This window comes from Kluyvera fluvialis (assembly GCF_059725275.1).
The window spans coordinates 4,878,650-4,898,520 of sequence record NZ_AP046142.1 but is presented as its reverse complement, the minus strand read 5'-3'; the positions used below and the strand labels follow the sequence as shown (position 1 = coordinate 4,898,520).

The 19,871-nt window shown below is 51.8% G+C and carries 16 protein-coding genes; 4 read left to right on the top strand and 12 right to left on the bottom strand.

All coding sequences use genetic code 11. The features are described 5' to 3' along the window. Positions 1 to 80: 80 nt before the first annotated feature. The 4 genes from AC6I4B_RS23105 to glnA form a co-directional block, all read right to left on the bottom strand. A complete protein-coding gene (locus AC6I4B_RS23105) occupies positions 81 to 188 on the bottom strand; it encodes a YshB family small membrane protein (protein WP_497768468.1) in 108 nt (35 codons plus the stop codon). Between the two features lie 110 nt (positions 189 to 298). Next, the gene (glnG, locus tag AC6I4B_RS23100; protein WP_497768466.1) at positions 299 to 1,711 is read right to left on the bottom strand and encodes a nitrogen regulation protein NR(I); all 1,413 of its coding nucleotides are present in this window, start codon (positions 1,709 to 1,711) and stop codon (positions 299 to 301) included. A gap of 9 nt (positions 1,712 to 1,720) precedes the next feature. Next, positions 1,721 to 2,770: a nitrogen regulation protein NR(II) gene (gene glnL / locus AC6I4B_RS23095; RefSeq protein WP_497768465.1), complete on the bottom strand. Its 1,050-nt coding sequence runs from the start codon at positions 2,768 to 2,770 to the stop codon at positions 1,721 to 1,723. Positions 2,771 to 2,960: 190 nt separating this feature from the next. Continuing rightward, on the bottom strand, positions 2,961 to 4,370 hold the full coding sequence (gene glnA, locus AC6I4B_RS23090; protein ID WP_497768463.1) for a glutamate--ammonia ligase: 1,410 nt from the start codon (positions 4,368 to 4,370) through the stop codon (positions 2,961 to 2,963). Positions 4,371 to 4,750: 380 nt separating this feature from the next. Between glnA and typA the strand changes: the two genes are divergently transcribed. The 4 genes from typA to AC6I4B_RS23070 all read left to right on the top strand — a co-directional run bounded on the left by typA (position 4,751) and on the right by AC6I4B_RS23070 (position 9,881). Then, the gene (typA, locus tag AC6I4B_RS23085; protein WP_497768462.1) at positions 4,751 to 6,574 is read left to right on the top strand and encodes a ribosome-dependent GTPase TypA; all 1,824 of its coding nucleotides are present in this window, start codon (positions 4,751 to 4,753) and stop codon (positions 6,572 to 6,574) included. A 238-nt stretch (positions 6,575 to 6,812) separates the two neighbouring features. Beyond that, positions 6,813 to 7,523 carry a GntR family transcriptional regulator gene (locus tag AC6I4B_RS23080; protein ID WP_497768460.1) on the top strand — a complete coding sequence of 237 codons (711 nt, stop codon included), beginning with the start codon at positions 6,813 to 6,815 and terminating at the stop codon, positions 7,521 to 7,523. A 7-nt stretch (positions 7,524 to 7,530) separates the two neighbouring features. Further along, positions 7,531 to 8,511, top strand: coding sequence for a sugar phosphate isomerase/epimerase family protein (locus AC6I4B_RS23075; RefSeq protein ID WP_497768458.1), 981 nt, complete (start codon positions 7,531 to 7,533; stop codon positions 8,509 to 8,511). A gap of 104 nt (positions 8,512 to 8,615) precedes the next feature. After that, the gene (locus tag AC6I4B_RS23070) at positions 8,616 to 9,881 is read left to right on the top strand and encodes an MFS transporter (protein ID WP_497768457.1); all 1,266 of its coding nucleotides are present in this window, start codon (positions 8,616 to 8,618) and stop codon (positions 9,879 to 9,881) included. Positions 9,882 to 9,974: 93 nt separating this feature from the next. On the opposite strand, the gene AC6I4B_RS23065 is transcribed toward AC6I4B_RS23070, so the two are convergent. From AC6I4B_RS23065 to yihU, 8 genes are read right to left on the bottom strand one after another with little or no spacing between them, the layout of a single operon-like run. Continuing rightward, on the bottom strand, positions 9,975 to 11,396 hold the full coding sequence (locus AC6I4B_RS23065) for an MFS transporter (RefSeq protein WP_497768455.1): 1,422 nt from the start codon (positions 11,394 to 11,396) through the stop codon (positions 9,975 to 9,977). Positions 11,397 to 11,442: 46 nt separating this feature from the next. After that, entirely contained in the window at positions 11,443 to 12,834 is a 1,392-nt protein-coding gene (locus AC6I4B_RS23060) for an MFS transporter (RefSeq protein WP_497768454.1), read from the bottom strand. 13 nt (positions 12,835 to 12,847) lie between these two features. Next, positions 12,848 to 13,720, bottom strand: coding sequence for a sulfite exporter TauE/SafE family protein (locus tag AC6I4B_RS23055; RefSeq protein WP_497768452.1), 873 nt, complete (start codon positions 13,718 to 13,720; stop codon positions 12,848 to 12,850). 14 nt (positions 13,721 to 13,734) lie between these two features. Continuing rightward, entirely contained in the window at positions 13,735 to 15,771 is a 2,037-nt protein-coding gene (locus tag AC6I4B_RS23050; protein ID WP_497768451.1) for an alpha-glucosidase, read from the bottom strand. A 52-nt stretch (positions 15,772 to 15,823) separates the two neighbouring features. Further along, a complete protein-coding gene (locus AC6I4B_RS23045; protein WP_497768449.1) occupies positions 15,824 to 16,699 on the bottom strand; it encodes an aldose-1-epimerase in 876 nt (291 codons plus the stop codon). Between the two features lie 18 nt (positions 16,700 to 16,717). Further along, complete coding sequence (gene yihS, locus AC6I4B_RS23040) at positions 16,718 to 17,959, bottom strand: sulfoquinovose isomerase (RefSeq protein WP_497768448.1); 1,242 nt, start codon at positions 17,957 to 17,959, stop codon at positions 16,718 to 16,720. Positions 17,960 to 17,975: 16 nt separating this feature from the next. Next, positions 17,976 to 18,854, bottom strand: a complete 879-nt coding sequence (gene yihT, locus AC6I4B_RS23035) for a sulfofructosephosphate aldolase (RefSeq protein WP_497768446.1) — start codon at positions 18,852 to 18,854, stop codon at positions 17,976 to 17,978. A gap of 22 nt (positions 18,855 to 18,876) precedes the next feature. Continuing rightward, complete coding sequence (gene yihU, locus AC6I4B_RS23030) at positions 18,877 to 19,773, bottom strand: sulfolactaldehyde 3-reductase (protein WP_497768445.1); 897 nt, start codon at positions 19,771 to 19,773, stop codon at positions 18,877 to 18,879. Positions 19,774 to 19,871 lie beyond the last annotated feature (98 nt).

Below are 19,871 nucleotides of genomic sequence, written 5' to 3'. Positions count from 1 at the left end.
GCCCGGTGGCGCTTCGCTTACCGGGCCTACGAAATCTCAATAAGTAGGTCGGGTAAGCGAAGCGCCACCCGACAAACCCGCTAGCTGAACAGCCCGACCAGCGCGGCGCATAACACCGCGGCTATTGCGGTTTGTGGTGAGTGGTTAGCCGCGCCACTCGACGCCAGATTAATTAATGATTCAAGCATTTTCGTCCCCCCGTATTGCCGGGCAGAATAATACTCAACTCATCGGAACAGTAAAGTACGAAATTGCAGCAATTTGCGCTAATCGAGCACTATTTACACTTTTCCTGGCGTTACTCCATTCCTAACTCTTTCAGCTTGCGCGTCAGCGTATTTCGCCCCCAGCCAAGCAGGCGAGCGGCCTCTTGCTTGTGCCCCTGAGTGTGCCGCAGTGCGGTGGTTAACAGCGTGCGTTCCATCTCTGGCTGCGCCTCTGAAAGCAGGTTTTGATGACCGGAACGGAGCGCTTTGTCAGCCCACTGTGCCAGTAGCGTCGCCCAGCTATCCGGCAGTGACGCCGACGCTGTGCTATCCGGGACGCTGGCTTCAAACAGCTCGCCGGGCAGGTCTTGAATCAGCACTTCTTGCCCGGCGGCCATCACCGTCAACCAGCGGCAGGTGTTTTCCAACTGACGCACGTTCCCTGGCCAGGCGAGGCGCGTTAATGCCGCTTCCGTTTCAGGGTGCAGCAGTTTGGCTTCCACGCCTAATTCACGCGCCGCCACCTGCAAGAAATGATGTGCCAGACGAGGGATATCTTCCCGACGCTCGCGCAGCGGCGGCAGGTGGACGCGAATCACGTTCAGACGGTGGAATAAGTCTTCACGGAATTTGCCTTCCTGCACCCGCTGTTCCAGGTTTTGGTGCGTTGCTGCGATAATGCGCACATCGACTTTCACCGGCGCATAGCCGCCGACGCGGTAAAACTGCCCGTCAGCGAGCACGCGCAACAGACGCGTTTGTACATCCATTGGCATATCGCCAATTTCATCAAGAAATAACGTGCCACCATCGGCCTGTTCAAAACGTCCCTGGCGCACGGTATTCGCGCCGGTAAACGCTCCTTTTTCATGACCAAACAGCTCAGACTCAATCAAATCTTTCGGTATCGCCGCCATATTCAGTGCGATAAACGGCGCTTTGACGCGTGGGCTGTGGCGATGCAGCGCATGAGCGACCAGCTCTTTACCCGTGCCAGACTCGCCGTTAATCAGTACGCTGATTGATGAGCGCGAGAGGCGGCCAATAATGCGGAACACGTCCTGCATGGCGGGCGCTTCACCGATAATATCGGTGGTTGGGTCGTTAACCTGCACATTGCGCGGCTGCTGCTGTTCCTGATAATGGCTAATGGCGCGTTCAACCAGCGCCACCGCTTCGTCGATATCGAACGGTTTTGGCAGGTAATCAAACGCCCCTTGCTGATAAGCGCTGACCGCCGCATCCAGGTCGGAATGCGCCGTCATTATGATGACCGGAAGCATCGGGTGGCGCTGTTTGATTTGCGTTAACAGCGCCAGACCGTCCATGCCAGGCATACGGATGTCGGACATCAGCACGTCGGGCGTTTTGGTGGTCAGTGCCTCAAGCACCTCTTTCCCGCCTTCAAAGGTCGTGCAGGTTAACCCTGCGCCGGTGAGTGCGCGTTCAAGCACCCAACGGATGGAGCTATCGTCATCAACGACCCAGACTATCCCTCGTTGCATAAACACACCTTATTTTTTAATTGGCAGGTAAACCGAAAACTCGGTATGACCCGGCCAACTGGTAAATTCAATTTTGCCGGAGTGCTGATCGATAAGGCTGCGCGCAATCGACAGACCCAGCCCGGTGCCGCCTTCGCGCCCGCTGACCATCGGGTAAAACAGCGTATCCTGTAAATGTGATGGAATGCCTGGGCCGTTATCGTCGATATCGATTCGGGCCGCCAGACGGTAGCGCACTCCGTGCAGCGTTAACTGGAAAGCCGTGCGAGTGCGCAGGATGATTTCGCCCCCTTCGGGGCCTAAGGCCTGAAGCGCATTACGCACAATATTTAAGAGAACTTGTTCTATTTGGTCGGGATCGTGCGGTAACTCCGGCAAACTTGGATCGTAATCACGCACCAGCGTGACGTTATCCGGTAATTCCATCGAAACCAGTTTCACCACTCGCTCTGCCACTTTGTGAATGCTTTCGGTGATATGTGTGCCGGGATGCTGCGGGCCAAGTAAACGGTCAACCAGATTACGCAGGCGGTCGGCCTGTTCAATAATGACGTTGGTATATTCCATTAGCGCTGGGTCTGGCAGTGCTTTGCTCAGCAGTTGTGCTGCGCCACGTAGGCCGCCTAGCGGGTTTTTTATCTCATGGGCTAGCCCGCGCACCAGATCGCGTGCAGCGATTTGCTGGGCGTGCTGTAGCTGTTCCTGGCTCAGACGGCGCTGGTTATCCATCGGCGCCATTTCCAGCAGGATAAAACCGTCCGGCAAACGCTGCGCCGTAAGCGAGAGAATATGCGATCGACCATCAATGACCAGCGTCACTTCATTATCGGTAAACCCTTGCCCCGCCAGGAGACTTTCCTGCATCAGGCCGATATTCAGCGAAAAATAGCTCAGGAGTTCAGGTAGTGGAGTGCCAAAAAGTTTGCGTGCGCTTTGCGCCAGCAGTTGCTGCGCCGCAGGGTTCGCGTAGTGAACGGCTAAATCGTCATCAACCAATAAGATACTGTTGATTAACGAGTTGAGGATCTGCCCAGCATCGGGCAGTGCGCCTGTTGCCATTTAGCAGTCTCCTGAAAAGGCTTGCACTGTTTTAGTGCAGTATAGCTTTTAATTGATGAAAAGCGCGAAATATCAGGTTGTTGGTGGAGAAAAAAGCCCATCCTGAGATGGGCTGAAAGTTTCCACGGCAACTCAATTCCAGATGGCCGCATCACACGGCATCATCCAGAAAGTACAACTTAAAACGTTATTACACGCTGTAGTACAGTTCGAACTCTACCGGGTGCGGCGTCATGCGTACGCGGTCGTTTTCTTCAGTACGCAGGCCAATGTAAGCATCGATAGCTTCGTTGGTGAATACGCCACCGGCAGTCAGGAACTCACGGTCAGCGTCCAGCGCGTTCAGTGCTTCTTCCAGAGAGCCTGCAACCTGTGGGATCTCTTTTGCTTCTTCTGGTGGCAGGTCATACAGGTTTTTATCCATGGCTTCGCCTGGATGGATTTTGTTTTTGATACCGTCGAGGCCAGCCATCAGCAGCGCGGCGAAGCACAGGTACGGGTTAGCCGCTGGGTCTGGGAAACGCACTTCGATACGACGTGCTTTCGGAGACGCCACCACCGGAATACGGATGGATGCGGAACGGTTACGAGCAGAGTAAGCCAGCATCACCGGTGCTTCGTAACCCGGAACCAAACGCTTGTAGGAGTTGGTGGTTGGGTTCGCCAGGGCGTTGATAGCTTTAGCGTGTTTGATAACGCCGCCGATGTAGTACAGCGCTTGCTCAGACAGACCCGCGTATTTGTCACCGGAGAACAGGTTTACGCCGTTCTTGGACAAAGACATGTGGCAGTGCATACCGGAGCCGTTATCGCCAAACATAGGTTTTGGCATAAAGGTCGCAGTTTTACCGAAACGGTGAGCGACGTTGTGAACGACATATTTATAGATCTGAATTTCGTCCGCTTTTTTGGTCATGGTGTTAAAGCGGGTCGCGATTTCGTTCTGGCCAGCGGTCGCCACTTCGTGGTGGTGCGCTTCAACGACCAGACCCATCTCTTCCATGATAAGGCACATGGTAGAACGGATGTCCTGAGAGGAATCGACCGGAGGAACCGGGAAGTAACCGCCTTTCACGCCTGGACGGTGACCTTTGTTACCACCTTCGTATTTGGTGGAGGAGTTCCATGCGCCTTCGATATCATCGATAGCCACGTGAGAACCGGAGATGGATGCACCGAAACGGATGTCATCAAACAGGAAGAACTCTGGCTCTGGCCCAAACAGAACGGTGTCTGCGATGCCGGTAGCGCGCAGGTATTCTTCAGCGCGTTTAGCAATGGAGCGCGGGTCGCGGTCGTAGCCTTGCAGTGTGCCTGGTTCCAGGATGTCACAACGGATGATCAGGGTAGATTCTTCAAAGAACGGGTCGATGAGCGCAGTAGATGCGTCCGGCATCAGAACCATGTCAGATTCGTTAATGCCTTTCCAGCCGCCGATGGAGGAGCCGTCAAACATTTTGCCTTCTTCGAAGAATTCGGCATTTACCTGATGAGCAGGGATAGTGACGTGCTGTTCTTTACCTTTGGTATCGGTGAAGCGCAAATCGACAAACTTCACTTCATGCTCATTCAGCATCGTCAAAACGTGTTCAGCGGACATACTTTACATCTCCCGGATTTGTCATTGTCGTCGTGGTAACGAGGTCTTAAATCACTGCTTAAAAGTGGCGTTGTTGCCCTGAAAAATATAAAGCGAAATCTGTGCCAACTTTTAAATCACCCCCAAAAGGCGTTATCATGCGCACCATAGTGCAAAAGGGCTGCACCACGATAGCGTCTTTGCACCATTATAGTGCTTATCCCATTGAGTTGAGCACCATATTGGTGCAAATTGTGATTAGGTGCCCTTTTTATGCTCCGTGAAAGCGATCACAAAGAAACTCTGCAATACTTGTTTGCGGAGGATCTCTGTGATCCTGTTTTGTAGTGCGATTAATCCGTGTACAATAACGCGCTATTTCTAATGCCCGAGGCAAAGTTGTGATCGAAAATTTGCGTAACATCGCCATCATCGCGCACGTTGACCATGGTAAAACTACCCTGGTTGATAAGCTGCTCCAGCAATCCGGTACGTTTGATGCGCGTGCTGAAACACAAGAGCGTGTGATGGACTCCAACGATTTGGAGAAAGAGCGTGGGATTACCATCCTCGCGAAAAACACCGCTATCAAATGGAATGACTACCGTATCAACATCGTTGATACCCCAGGGCACGCCGACTTCGGTGGTGAAGTTGAACGTGTAATGTCCATGGTAGACTCCGTGCTGCTGGTTGTTGATGCAATGGATGGCCCGATGCCGCAGACGCGCTTCGTGACCAAAAAAGCATTTGCTCACGGCCTGAAGCCAATTGTTGTTATCAACAAAGTTGACCGTCCAGGCGCACGTCCTGATTGGGTTGTTGACCAGGTATTCGACCTGTTCGTTAACCTCGACGCGACCGACGAGCAGCTGGACTTCCCTATCATTTACGCTTCTGCGCTGAATGGTATTGCTGGTGTTGATCACGAAAATATGGCGGAAGACATGACCCCGCTGTATCAGGCGATTGTTGACCATGTACCTGCTCCAGACGTAGACCTGGATGGCCCGCTGCAGATGCAAATCTCCCAGCTGGACTACAACAACTACGTTGGTGTTATCGGTATCGGCCGTATCAAACGCGGTAAAGTGAAACCAAACCAGCAGATCACTATCATTGATAGCGAAGGCAAAACCCGTAACGGTAAAGTCGGTAAAGTACTGACTCACCTGGGTCTGGAGCGTATCGATAGCGACCTGGCGGAAGCGGGCGATATCATCGCAATCACTGGTCTGGGTGAACTGAACATCTCCGACACCATCTGCGACCCGCAGAACGTCGAAGCGCTGCCAGCGCTGTCCGTTGATGAACCAACGGTAACCATGTTCTTCAACGTCAACACCTCTCCATTCTGTGGTAAAGAAGGTAAATACGTTACCTCTCGTCAGATTCTTGACCGCCTGAAGAAAGAGCTGGTGCACAACGTGGCACTGCGTGTTGAAGAAACCCCGGATGCTGATGCATTCCGCGTTTCCGGTCGTGGTGAACTGCACCTGTCCGTACTGATTGAAAACATGCGTCGTGAAGGTTTCGAGATGGCGGTTTCCCGTCCGAAAGTTATCTTCCGCGAAATCGATGGCCGTAAACAAGAGCCATTCGAAAACGTAACGCTGGACGTCGAAGAGCAGCACCAGGGTTCTGTTATGCAGGCACTGGGCGAGCGTAAAGGCGACCTGAAAAACATGAATCCAGACGGTAAAGGCCGCGTACGTCTTGACTACGTGATTCCTAGCCGTGGTCTGATCGGCTTCCGTTCAGAATTCATGACCATGACTTCCGGTACGGGTCTGCTGTACTCCACCTTCAGCCACTACGACGACGTTCGTCCGGGTGAAGTGGGCCAGCGTCAGAACGGCGTACTGATCTCCAACGGTCAGGGTAAAGCAGTTGCCTTCGCACTGTTCAGCCTGCAAGACCGTGGTAAACTGTTCCTGGGCCACGGCGCAGAAGTTTACGAAGGCCAGATCATCGGTATTCACAGTCGTTCTAACGACCTGACTGTAAACTGCCTGACCGGTAAGAAACTGACCAACATGCGTGCTTCCGGTACTGACGAAGCTACGACCTTGGTTCCGGCACAGAAAATGACTCTGGAGCAAGCTCTGGAATTCATCGATGACGACGAACTGGTAGAAGTAACTCCAACTTCTATCCGTATTCGTAAACGTCACCTGACCGAGAACGATCGTAAACGCGCGATGCGTGGTCCAAAAGAAGATTAATTTCTTTTTTAATGACAGCAAAAACCTGCCTACGATGGCAGGTTTTTTTTTACCTGATGAGTCGGCGGAATGTCGCAATATGCCGCTTCTCAGCGCTACTTTTTCGCCAGAATTATGTCCCCACCCCCCTTAAGAGAGCTTTGTCACAATTATCTGCAAAGACTTTCGGCGCTGTTTGCTTTCTTTTTCGTCGTGAGCGTAAGATACCTCATCTGGTTTAAACCAAAAGGGTTAAACAATGACGGGTAATCAATCTACCGTTGAAAATGCGAAAGAGAAATTAGACCGCTGGTTAAAAGATGGCATTACGACGCCAGGTGGAAAACTTCCTTCAGAAAGAGAGCTTGGAGAGCTGCTGGGTATTAAGCGCATGACGCTACGCCAGGCGCTACTTAACCTGGAGGCGGAATCAAAAATATTCCGTAAGGATCGTAAAGGGTGGTTTGTCACGCAGCCGCGTTTCAATTACAGCCCAGAACTATCCGCGAGCTTCCAGCGCGCAGCCATTGAGCAGGGCAGAGAGCCTTCCTGGGGTTTTATGGAGAAAAGCCGTATCGCCGAGCTACCGGAGACGGTGCTTCCACTGATGGCGGCGATACCATCGGCTGAATTGTATCGAGTGACAGGCTGGGGAGCGCTGGAAGGGCATAAAGTTTTCTATCATGAAACGTTTATTAATCCCGAAGTTGCTCCGGGTTTTATTGATCAGCTAGAGAACCGATCTTTTTCTACTGTATGGGAAAAGTGCTATCAAAAAGAGACGGTTGTAAAAAAACTGATTTTTAAGCCAGTCCGAATGCCGGGGGATATCAGTAAATTTATTGGCGGCTCTGCGGGTATGCCTGCAATTTTAATTGAAAAGCATCGAGCCGATCAGGATGGCAACATCGTGCAAATAGATATTGAATATTGGCGATTTGAGGCTGTTGACCTCATCATTAACCTGTAGGTGTTTTATGCTCACAACAAATAATGCGATAAAAATTCTGCAACGTGTCGATACACTTCCTCTTTATCTTCATGCTTATGCTTATCATTTAAACATGCGGCTTGAAAGAATATTACCGAATGATTTGCTGGATATTGCTCATGAAAATAAATTGTGTGGTGTAAAAGTTCACGTTTTGGATGGTGAGCGTTTCTCGCTTGAGAACATGAATAACGATGAGTTATCTGCTTTTGGTGATAAAGCTCGCCGTCTTAATCTTGACGTGCATATTGAAACAAGCGCTTCGGATAGAAAATCTATCGATCAGGCGGCGGAAATTGCGCTAAAAACAGGGGCATCATCTGTTCGCTTTTATCCACGCTATGAAGGTCATTTGCAGGAAGTAATGTCGATTATCGCTAAGGATATTGCTTACATACGAGATACTTATCAAAGCAGCGGCTTAACTTTTACACTTGAACAGCATGAAGATCTGAAAAGTGATGAGCTGGTGTCATTAGTTCAGGAAGGTGAAATGGACTCACTCTCCTTATTATTTGATTTTGCGAACATGATCAATGCTAATGAGCATCCGCTTGACGCTCTGAAAACGATGGCCCCACATATTACGCAGGTTCATATTAAAGATGCGCTGATCATCAAGGAAGACGGTGGATTGGGGCATAAAGCCTGTATTTCTGGCCAGGGAGATATGCCCTTTAAAGCGTTGTTAACGGAACTTATTTGCCTGGGTGACGAGAAACCACAGGTAATGGCTTATGGGCTGGAAGAGGAAGTTGATTATTATGCACCAGCGTTTCGTTTTACAAATGAAGATGACAATCCGTGGATCCCTTATCGTCAACTGAGCGAAACACCGCTGCCGGAAGCTCATGAGCTGGACATGCGGCTACTCAAGGAAAAAGAGGATGCTATAAATCAGATAAAATTTGTCAGGGATGTATTGCAACAGATTAAACAAGAGGCAGCTCACCTTTTAAATAAATAATAACTTTCTAATTTAAATCCGATTAATAAAAACCATTCATAAGTGAATGGTCAGGTCTCTATTTTCTTTAAATAAGTGATTTTAATAATCATTTAGGGAATGTTATGCTCACAAAAAAGAAATGGGCGTTATTTAGTCTATTAACGCTATGTGGTGGTACTATCTATAAATTACCCTCACTGAAAGATGCGTTTTATATACCGATGCAGGAATATTTCCATTTGACCAATGGGCAAATTGGCAACGCGATGTCGGTAAACTCATTTGTCACGACGGTTGGTTTTTTTCTATCGATTTACTTTGCCGATAAACTGCCGCGTAAATACTCCATGTCATTGTCACTGATTGCCACCGGGTTACTGGGGGTTTATTTGACCACTATGCCGGGATATTGGGGGATCCTCTTTGTCTGGGCATTGTTTGGTGTCACCTGTGACATGATGAACTGGCCAGTGCTACTGAAATCGGTAAGCCGGTTGGGTAATAGCGAACAACAGGGGCGCCTGTTTGGCTTCTTCGAAACGGGCCGTGGGATTGTTGACACCGTGGTCGCTTTCACCGCTCTGGCCGTGTTTACTTGGTTTGGCAGCGGTTTATTAGGCTTCAAAGCGGGTATCTGGTTCTATTCCATTATCGTGATGGTGGTGGGTGTGATTATCTTCTTTGTTTTGAATGATAAAGAAACAGAACCCGCAGTTGAAGTGAAAAAGGATAATGATGCATCTAAAAGTACCAGTATGTCATCGGTACTGAAGGACAAAACGATCTGGCTCATCGCTTTCAATGTCTTCTTTGTTTATGCCGTTTACTGCGGTCTGACATTCTTTATTCCGTTCTTAAAAAATGTTTATATGCTGCCAGTTGCGCTGGTGGGGGCATATGGCATTATTAACCAGTACTGCCTGAAAATGATTGGTGGGCCAATTGGTGGAATGATTTCAGATAAAATACTGAAATCACCTAGTAAATACCTGTGCTACACCTTTGTTATCAGTACCGTGGCGTTGGTTCTGTTGATTATGTTGCCCCATGAAAGTATGCCAGTTTATTTAGGCATGATGTGTACCCTGGGCTTTGGCGCTATTGTTTTTACGCAACGCGCCGTATTCTTTGCACCGATTGGTGAAGCGAACATTGCCGAAAATCAGACTGGGGCGGCGATGGCTTTGGGAAGTTTTATCGGTTATGCACCAGCAATGTTCTGCTTTAGCCTTTACGGCTACATTCTGGATTTAAATCCAGGTATTGTGGGCTATAAAATTGTATTCGGTATTATGGCCGGCTTCGCGTTCTGTGGTGCGATAGTCTCTGTGATGTTGGTTAAGCGCATTAGTCAGCTTAAGCAAGAGAGATTAGCGGCTGAGGCTTGATATCGCGCTATCCCTGTATATGAAGAAAACCGCTGACTATCTCAGCGGTTTTTTTATATCAAAAGTGGTTTCAGAAAATAGCGGCCATTGCAGTTATATGCTCATCGCCGTTGTTTTTTCTTCAGTACTCACATTGTCGGGTTGAAAAACGCGATTCTTTCGTTGGGTTATTTCCTCAATAATCAAAGCAAAGCGCGTTTCATTGAGCTTATAAAAGAAGCCCATAGTCAGAGCGGCAATAATGGCAAGAGAGCACGGCCAGAGGAAAATGAGCTGGCGTAAACCGAGCAGGGTGGCGTCGCTTTGGACGATATTAGGGATATAACCGATTTGCGTCAGCATAATGCCAGGCAGAAGCCCGGCAAGCGCGGCGGAAATTTTTCGTGAAAAAGTGTAGCCGGTATAGACCGAACCTTCAGCGCGAATCCCCGTTTTCCACTCTCCGTAATCAACCGTATCCGGGACCAGCGCCCAGTTCAGGCTGTTAACAAACGCCGTGCCGAAAAAGGCCATGCACGAGAAGGCTACAAATGAAAACGACGTCTCGCCCCAGATAAAGTTCAGCACATCGCCGATGGCCCATAACGCCAGGCCGCTGAGATAAACCCGTTTTTTACCAAAGCGTTTCACGGTTAGCGGAACCAGCAGCACGCCGAGCAAAATACATCCCATGCTGAAAAAACCCATCCACGACAACAAATGGATATCGTTGAGCACGTACTGGGTGTAATAGACCTGAATTGCCAGCTTGATGTTAAACGCCGCCAGCGTACACAGGTTGGCGATGCACAGCACCAGCAGAGGAGGATTACGGAAAATGGCACAGAACGACTTGTAAATGCTGGGCTTGTGATGATCCGGCACGTTTTCGATATAGCGCTCCTTCACCCCGCGAAAGCACCACCACATACTGAACAACCCGCAGGTGGAGAAAATCAGCGCGGTGCTCAGATACCCCAGGGCAGACGAAGCAGTAAAAAGCCCTTGAATCGGCATAAAGCCAACGGTACACAGCAGTAAGCCCAACGTTGCGCCACCCTGACGCCAGGCAGCAAGCTGGGCGCGCTCGTGCGGGTTTTTAGTGATGGCGGGAACCATCGCCCCGTAGGAGCAGTTCATCAGGCTATAAAACAGGCCGAATAGCATAAACAGCGCGGTTGCCAGCGCGGTTTTAACCGTGAGCGTAAAATCGGTGGCTAAAAACTGCGCTGTCCCAACCAGCGCAACAGGAAATGAGGCATACAAAATAAACGATCTGAATTTGCCTTTTGCGCCAATATTGCGCCGTGAGTCGAGCAGAACACCGGTCAACATATCGGTGAAGGCGGTGAAGAACTTTGCCACCAGAAAGATAATGCCACCGTAATAGGCGGGCATCCCCAGTTCATCGGTATAAAATTTAAGCAGATACAGCGTGCCGATGCTCAGCATCAGGTTTGAGCCAAAGTCACCTACGCCATAGGCGCATTTTTCCCGTAGGCTCAATTTTAGCGTTAGCGGATCATGGTCAGACATAATCGCCCCTCAGTAACGCCCCGCAGGGCGCTGTTGATTATTGTTGTTATACCGTTTGTTTACGGGCTTCTATCTCTTCCACAATGCGCACGTACATCTTCTCATTGAGGTTGTAGAAACAGCCCATCGCCACAATGGTGACCACTGCCAGCGCACACGGATAAAGAAAAATCAGCTGACGCAATCCTTCAACCGTACCAGCAGACTGGACGACATTAGGGATGTAGCCGATTTGAGTCAGCATCCAGCCGGGGAAGAAACCCGCCAGCGCCTGCGACACTTTTCGAAAGAAGGTGAATCCGGTGTAGACCGTCCCTTCCGAGCGCACGCCGGTGCGCCACTCGCCGTATTCCACTGTGTCCGATACCAGCGCCCAGTTCAGGCTGTTGACGAAGGCCGAACCGAAAAAGGCCAGGCAGGAGAACGCCACGAAGCTGAACGGCCCGCCGCCAAAGAAGTAATTGAGCAGATCGCTCGCCACCCAGATCAGCAGCCCGCCGATATAGACTTTCTTTTTGCCAAAGCGGCGTACCGCGCCGGGCATCATAAATACGCCGACAAAAATGCAGCCCATGCTAAAGAACCCCATATACGACAGTAAAAGCGGGTCGTTGAGTACGTACTGGGTGTAGTAAACCTGAATGGCGAGTTTGACGTTGAATGCACCGAGCGTGCACAGATTGGCGATACAGAGAATAAACAGCGGCCTGTTACCCGCGATGGCCCGAAACGATGCCAGTAACCCCACTTTCTGGGGCGTATGCGCCGGTTGCGTCGCGACATAGCGCTCTTTCACGCCCCGATAGCAACACCACATGCAGAACAGCCCACAGAGGGAAAACAGCGTGGCGGCGAAGAGATAGCCGAGCTGAGAGCAGCCCTCAATCACGTTCATCACCGGAACAAACCCGACCGTGCACAGCAGCAAGCCGAGCGTTGCTCCACCCTGACGCCATGCGGCGAGTGACGCACGTTCGTCCGGGTTCTTGGTGATGGCTGGGACCATCGCGCCGTAGGAGCAGTTCATCATGCTGAAGAACAGGCCATAAAGCATGAACAGCACCGTCGCCATCACCGTTTTACCCGTGATCTCAAAAGGCGTGCCGACAAAATTGGCGATGGCTAACAGCGTGACCGGAAAAGCGGCGTACAGCACAAACGGACGGAATTTTCCGCCAGGGCCAATCTTGCGCCGCGAGTCGAGCATGATGCCAGTGCCCATATCGGTAAACGCGGTAAAGAACTTGGCGATCAAAAAGATAATCCCGCCATACGTGCCAGGTAAACCCAGCACGTCGGTGTAAAACTTCAGCAAATACAGCGTGCCAATATCCAGCAGGATATTAGAACCCAGATCGCCCATTCCGTAGGCAAGTTTCTCTTTAAACGGCAACCGCAGACTGGCCGGATTACCGCATTCGGTGACTGGCTGACTCATCGTCTCTTCCCCGCTAAATCTGGCTCGCGGCGCGAATAGCCGCCACTTTTTTGCCAAAAAGAATCTGGAGCACCAACAGCAGCGCAAATACTGGGAGTAACGCAGCCAGCGTGGAGATACCCGTAGCGCCTTTGATCAACATTGCGCCCGAGGCTATCAGCAGCAAAAAGACCATGATTCGAAAGACATTGACGGAAATTCGTTTATGCACGTACTGGCCCACCAGTGAGCCAAGAATCATGGTGGGCACGCAAAACAGCACCAGTTTAATGGTCGAAATCGTCAAAATGCCGCTGGTGGTCAGCCCGCCAATAATGGCGATATTGTTGGCCGTAAAGAACGCGTTCAACGTGCCGCGAAAAGCCGCTGGCGCGAGATTTCGCAACATGCCGTAGATAACCACAGGCGGCCCATTGGTTGAGAAGGCTGAACCCAACGCACCGGCAATCACGCCAATCGGCATGGCTATCCAGTTTTTGTCATAGACCGGCAGACGAGGAATAAACAAACTGTAGAAGGAGTAGAGGATCAGAAAGCCGCCGAGGCCGATTTTCATGATGTGATCGGGCAAATAAGAGAGCGCGTAAATGCCCACAGGGATACCGGCAAAGGAAAACAGAATCAGCACTAACGCCGATTTCCACTGCGTCTCTTTGCGCGAAAGCCAGGTGGCATACAGCGCCGTTGCCGTACCAACAATCACCGACATGGGGGCGGCCATTTTTAGCGGTAAAAGCAGTGTTATCAATGGCATCGTGGTGAGCGCGCCGCCAAAGCCTGCGCAGATCCCGACAAAGGTATACATAAACATAATGGCAATCACGACAGCCATCACGCCGTAATCCAGAGGAACACCCTCTGGAGTAAACAGAGTAAAGAAGTCCATATTCTTTCCTTGAATTACAAAGCGCTAAGCTGATTAAACAGGTGTTGCCACTCACTGTTAGCCCGATAAAAGACCGGTGGTTGTCCCACAGGGGCTTTCACCGTCACCTCTCCGCCGGTGTACACATCGCCGGTCCAGGCATGAACCCAGTTGTCTTCTGGCAGGTAGAGCGTCCAGTCGCTGCGTCCTTGCTCGTGAACCGGCGCAACCAGCAGATCTTGCCCCAGCAGATACTGGTATTTCAGGCTGTAGGTCGCCGCATCGTCCTCGTAGTGCAGGAACAGCGGGCGCATGACCGGCAGGCCGCTTGCCGCGTTTTGTGCGACGGCCTGTTTGAGATACGGTTTCAGGGTGGTGAAGACGGTGGTCATGCGGGCAAAGTGATTGATCGTTTCTGCGTCGCCGTCGAACTGCCAGTTATCGCCAGGGCGGTTGCCTTCGTGGGTACGCATCATCGGGGTAAAGGCGCTGAAATCACACCAGCGTAGCAGTAGCTCTTTACTGCGTTTCATCTCAAACAGGGTGGTGTAACCGCCGATATCGCTATGGTGCAGGCCGTGACCGGTCATCGCCAGCGACAGCGCCGCAGGCACTACCGAAGCCAGGCCGTCGTCCAGGCTCCAGTCAACGTTCTGGTCGCCTGCCCACATCATGGTGGAGTATTTCTGGCTGCCGGTGTAACCCGCGCGCATAAAAAACAGGATCTCGCCGAGCTTGCCGGTTTCCTGTAACGCTTCGTAGTTGCATTTCGCCCACAGCGCGGGCCAGGCGTTATGCATGATTTCAGCGCTGACGCCGTTGTGCAGGACGGTATCGGTTGGCAGGTATTCGCCAAAATCTGCCATCCAACCGCCACAGCCCAGTTCAATCATGTTCTTTTTGATAACCGCCTTAAACCAGTCGTAGGCCTCGGGATTGGTCAGATCGACCACACCGCCATAGAACTCACCAAACTCAACGAGATAGTCATTGCCAGAGACATCTTTCGCCAGATAGCCGCGTTTTGCCGCTTCGGCGCAGAGCGCTTTATCGCTGGCGACATACGGGTTGATATAAGAGAGGAAGCGCACACCTTCTTGTTGCCATTGCTGAATGCGGGAATCCAGTTGCGGGTAGTTGTCGGCGTCCCACTGCCAGTTCCACATCACACGCTTGCCAAATGAAGTGATGCGCACCCCAGACCAGTCTTGCGCCCAGATACCGTTCACTTTCACGCCCGCGTTACGCATCACGTCCAGCTTTTGCTGGCAAACGTCGGTCCCGCCCTGAATACCCAGCGTGACGCCATCGTAAATCCAGTCCGGCAACTCCGGCTGGCGGCCTAGCAGCGCGGTCAGTTTTTCCAGCAGCGAGATATAGGTATCAGCGCACTCAAAACGCAAGGTGGTGTTGCCTTCCCACAGCGCCAGCTCGTGGTACTCCGGGGCGCTGAAATCAAAATTCATATAGCAACTGTTATCAACGTGGCAGTAGTACTTTTGCGTGCTGACGAAGGTGGGTTGCGGGAAGAAGGTCCAGTAATAGTCGCCGCCAGCGTTCTCTTTGCAGTCGGCCTGCCAGGTGACATAGCTATTTTTGTTACGCCCCACGCCCTGCTCGCTAGTCCACAGTGGGAACGGTTTGCCGCGCAGGTCGAAGTAAGAAAATTGTTCGCCGCAGCCGTAGATGTGATCGTTCGGGTTGGCGGCCAGTCGTAGCCAGATGCGATTGTGGCTGAGGTCGCCGTTTTGCAGATCCAGCTTCAGGCGGCCCTGTTCATCGGTAGAGATATGTAGCGTTGCGTTGAGGGTCGTTCCACGGCTGAATTGTACCCGCCAGCCGTCAGGCAACTCGCTGACCACGGCATGAGTCAGGGCGATTTTTTCATTGAGCTTATCTTTAATGCTGAAATTGCCACGAAACATATCAATATCGGCAACGCCAGCACCTATCCACAGGCAAGGGTTTTCAGTGCTATGGCGTAAAATCAGGCGTTGTTGATAGGTTAAGGTAAATCCATCCGCTAACGCAGTGAGTTCTACTGCTCTTGACCGTTGTTGTAACGAATTCATTTTCGTCTCCGTAGGTGTAGGGTCATTCGGTAATTTTTGTTTTGGGATAGGGTTATTCGGCACCGATTAAAAAATGCAGCCGATGCATCTCGCCGGGGGCCAGAGAGATAAGGCTGATTCCTGAATTAAAGGCATCTGGCGGGCAGGTCATGGGTTCTACGGCAAGCCCCAGACGATGTAATTTCTCGCCGCTGTAAACCTGTAGCCACGGCTGGTCGCAACGTAAGTACGTCGTCATTTTTTTTGATGCGCTGAAAACGCTAACTTCCCATTCATCCCCGAAAGCTGAGGGTTTGAAGGTGTTATCGATCTGCGTGGCGGCGATAAGACGCGGCGTGGTGAAATCTAGTGCCGTGTGCTCAACGCGATTTATCTCCTGGGTATCGAGGTTAAATACTTCATCTGCTGGCAGGGTTAGCGTACAGCTCTCTATATTCTCAAGATCGCAGGTTAAATAAGGATGCGCGCCAGCACCGTAAGGCGCGGATTGGGAACCGATATTCAGGGTCGTGATAAATACATCCAGGCCTTGTAGCGCATCCAGGCGATAGGTCACTTCGACCAGTAACGAAAAGGGATAACCGTAAGACGGCGGCAGAAAAATCATCAGCGACACTTCCGATGCCGACTGCTGGTTAATCTGCCAGTCCCGCCAGGCCAGAAGCCCATGAATGGCGGTATGCGAAATGGGGTCGTTAACGGCAAGCTGGAAGGTCTTACCGTTATGTTGATAGCAGCCGTTCACGACACGATTTGGCCAGGGAATTAAGACCTTCCCCAGATGCGCCTGCGGCATCTCCTCAGGCTTGTGTGGAATGACGACATGGCGCCCATCGTGCGTCAGTTCCGCCAGCCCCGCGCCAACCGTCACGATTTTTGCCTGGTAGTGTCCGGCCTGAAGTTGAATGGTTTTTCCGCTGCTGTGCATGGCTGCTATCCTTGTGACTTATTTGGCGTTGATATCCAGAAGACCAGCGGCAACCGCCGGAGCCAGCCCTGGCGCTAGCGGCAGACGCGGGATCACCAGGCAGTGCAACAGGTGATAAATGTCCTGCTTGCCGTCCCAGACTTTGGTGGTCACCTTGTTATTGGTGTCCAGCTCCTGCCACCATGAACCGGTTTCGTAGTCCATCAGGTAAGTGATGCAGTAATCCCACCATTTCTGATACCAGGCTTCGTATTGGCTATCGCCGGTGAGGGTATACAGCGCGTAGGCCGTGCCCATGGCTTCAACAATTGGCCAGCGCACCCTTTCACTGACGATAGGTTTACCGTCCCAGTCCACCGAGTAGACAAAGCCATCTGCGCCGTCCGGCGCCCAGGCGTCGCGAATCGTGGCATGGAACAAACCTTTGGCATCTTCCAGCAGCCAGGCGGGAGCGGTTTCAAAGCGCGCTTCCAGCGCGGCGTGCAGGTGCAGCATCAGGCGGCCCCACTCGATCCAGTGGCCCGGTGTGCCGCCATAGGCGCGAAAGCGGTGAGCGGGGTTATCTTTGTTGTAATCGCGGATAGGGTTCCACTGCGAATCGAAGTGCTCGTTAACGCGATACTCGCCGTTGCGGGCCACGTCGTGAATAATCACCGAGGCGATACGCAGCGCGCGATCGAGCCATTTCCGGTCATGGGTGACGTCATAAACAATCAGGAAAGCCTCAACCGCGTGCATGTTGGCGTTGCCGCCGCGATAATCTTCCGTCTGGCTGAAGGCTTCGTCCCAGGACTCCAGACACATCTGCTCGCCTTCGCTCCAGAAGTACTTTTCAATCACTTCGATGGCGTCATCCAGTAATGGTCTGGCCTGCGGATGGCCGGTCGTGACGGCGCTGGCTGCGCCAAGTAATACGAAGAAATGCTGATAGCCCTGCTTGGTGGCATCCATTACGCCGTTATCGTTCACACAGGCGTACCAGCCGCCGTAGCGTGTGTCGCGCAATGCGCCGTTGAGCGCCTTAATTCCGTGATCGACTAACTGATATGCGCCAGGGCGGCCCATCGATGCGGCAACAGAATAGACGTGCAACATACGCGCGGTGATCCACAAATGGGTTCCCATATCGGCTTTGACCTGGCCATTATTTCCCAGCCAGCCAAACCCAGTTGCCACCGCTGCGTTTTTACCAAAGTTAAAGATGCGGTCAGTTTCCTGCTCCAGCCAACGGTTGTGGCTCAAGGTGTTAAACCATTTCATTTTTTTGCTCCTTGTATTAATGGCGACGGGCCATCATTTCATCAACGATATCGCCCAAACGCTGTAACTTCGGCGCAGAGATGTCGCGCAGCATCAGCTCGGTATCCGGCAGACCAATAACCGATGACCAGACCGCGCGTCCTGCCAGGAACCCCGATGCGCCAGCCGTCATGGCAATGCTGACTGCGCGAGGGAATAGTTTTTCATCGACGCCGGAGGAGAGAATGACCCACGGCATGTTGATATTTTCATTCAGGCGCTGGGAGGCGGTGAGTAGCTCCTGCTGGGAGCCTTTGCCGTAGAGCGGCATTTCGACTTTGTAGAGATCAGCACCGCTGTCACCCAGCTCTTTTGCCGCCTCGATAATGGCCTGTTCACGACAGAATTTATCGCCGCGACGCGGTGGGCGAACGACCGGTTCGATAATGCTCACCAGGCCGTTGCTGTGGCACATCTCATTAAATTCTTTAACCATATCAAGACGCTGCTGGGCATCTTCATCGCTGCGCCACAACACCAGTAGCTTGAGGGCTTTAGCGCCATCCTGCTTCACAGCCTGCGGATTGATTTTTTTATCAATCACTACGCTATCTACGGGGATACCGTTGCCAGGAATGAACTCATCGGCAGCAACAATCATGGCGCAGCTTTTAGCCACGGCATTTTGTTCCACTATCTGGCGGTAGCAGAACTGCTTGTCCACCAGAATGGCGGAGGCATAAGGCGAAAGGATTTTTGCCGCATTGACTTTGAAATCCGTCAGCACGTTGTCGGTAACCGGTAATGCTGCACCAGCCGCTGCAAACATCAGGCGCATCGCTTCACGCTGATCGACCGCCAGCATGGCAAAACCGCCGGATGCGCGCGTAATGTCTTTGATGGTGTAGTTGTTCATTCAATTTTCCTTTATACAGTCGTTACATTTTTACTTTGGCAGGGAGTCCGGCGCTGTTACGTACCTGCTCCAGAATGGCGGTCCAGTCTTCCCGACCGCGACCTGCCGCCCGAGCCTGGTTATAAACTTCGCGAGAGGCCGCGCCGAGCGGCATTGGGACGTGCAGTTGGTTAGCGACATCCAGCGCGATGCCAAGATCTTTGTGAGCCAAATCGATCATGAAGGCGGGGGAGAGATCGCCTTTCAGCACTTTGTTTGGCCAGGAGGTGGTGAAATGGCCTTTTCCGGCAGGTGTACCGCTCATCACTTTTAAGGCCACATCGAAGGAGAGGCCGAGCGCTTCGCACAATACGGCCGCTTCGGCGGAGAGCGCATTCAGCGCGATGCTCATATAGTTATTAATCAGCTTCACGCGGATGCCCATACCAGGCCCGCCAGCATTGACCAGTTCATGACCCATCGCCATTAACACTGATGTGGCACGCTCTACCTGTTCTGCGGTTCCGCCCGCCAGCAACAGCAGCGTACCCGCAATCGCGTGATCCGAGGTGCGCCCGACCGGAACGTCCATCATGCTGAAGCCTTTAGCCTGCATCTCGGCAATCAGTTTGTCGGTTTGCAGCGGATGAATCGTGGACATATCAATCACCAGCGCCTGTGGCGAGAGGCTTTCGCAAATGCCCTGTTCGCCGAACAATACGCTGCGCACCAGATCGCCGTTTGGCAGCATCGTGATGACAAATTCAGCGTTTCTTGCTGCCTGAGCGGGGTTATTGGCGGGCTGCGCGCCTTTTTCTACCAACTGCTGAACGGCATTCGGGTTAACGTCAAAAACGCTGAGTTGATGGCCTTGCTTTAGCAGGTTGCTCGCCATCGGCGCCCCCATCTGACCTAATCCGATAAATGCTATTACCGCCATAACGTTCTCCTGAGACGTGGATGTCAATTTTTGTCATTTCACTTCGCTTGTTTCTGTCTGTTTTTGATCGTATTTGTAATTTATGGTCAAAAAATTGA

What these genes read in the sequence shown, in the direction of transcription:
- AC6I4B_RS23105 (WP_497768468.1), bottom strand. Translation starts at nt 188, where the DNA reads ATGCTTGAATCATTAATTAATCTGGCGTCGAGTGGCGCGGCTAACCAC.
- glnG (WP_497768466.1), bottom strand. Translation starts at nt 1,711, where the DNA reads ATGCAACGAGGGATAGTCTGGGTCGTTGATGACGATAGCTCCATCCGT.
- glnL (WP_497768465.1), bottom strand. Translation starts at nt 2,770, where the DNA reads ATGGCAACAGGCGCACTGCCCGATGCTGGGCAGATCCTCAACTCGTTA.
- glnA (WP_497768463.1), bottom strand. Translation starts at nt 4,370, where the DNA reads ATGTCCGCTGAACACGTTTTGACGATGCTGAATGAGCATGAAGTGAAG.
- AC6I4B_RS23080 (WP_497768460.1), top strand. Translation starts at nt 6,813, where the DNA reads ATGACGGGTAATCAATCTACCGTTGAAAATGCGAAAGAGAAATTAGAC.
- AC6I4B_RS23075 (WP_497768458.1), top strand. Translation starts at nt 7,531, where the DNA reads ATGCTCACAACAAATAATGCGATAAAAATTCTGCAACGTGTCGATACA.
- AC6I4B_RS23070 (WP_497768457.1), top strand. Translation starts at nt 8,616, where the DNA reads ATGCTCACAAAAAAGAAATGGGCGTTATTTAGTCTATTAACGCTATGT.
- AC6I4B_RS23065 (WP_497768455.1), bottom strand. Translation starts at nt 11,396, where the DNA reads ATGTCTGACCATGATCCGCTAACGCTAAAATTGAGCCTACGGGAAAAA.
- AC6I4B_RS23060 (WP_497768454.1), bottom strand. Translation starts at nt 12,834, where the DNA reads ATGAGTCAGCCAGTCACCGAATGCGGTAATCCGGCCAGTCTGCGGTTG.
- AC6I4B_RS23055 (WP_497768452.1), bottom strand. Translation starts at nt 13,720, where the DNA reads ATGGACTTCTTTACTCTGTTTACTCCAGAGGGTGTTCCTCTGGATTAC.
- AC6I4B_RS23050 (WP_497768451.1), bottom strand. Translation starts at nt 15,771, where the DNA reads ATGAATTCGTTACAACAACGGTCAAGAGCAGTAGAACTCACTGCGTTA.
- AC6I4B_RS23045 (WP_497768449.1), bottom strand. Translation starts at nt 16,699, where the DNA reads ATGCACAGCAGCGGAAAAACCATTCAACTTCAGGCCGGACACTACCAG.
- yihS (WP_497768448.1), bottom strand. Translation starts at nt 17,959, where the DNA reads ATGAAATGGTTTAACACCTTGAGCCACAACCGTTGGCTGGAGCAGGAA.
- yihT (WP_497768446.1), bottom strand. Translation starts at nt 18,854, where the DNA reads ATGAACAACTACACCATCAAAGACATTACGCGCGCATCCGGCGGTTTT.
- yihU (WP_497768445.1), bottom strand. Translation starts at nt 19,773, where the DNA reads ATGGCGGTAATAGCATTTATCGGATTAGGTCAGATGGGGGCGCCGATG.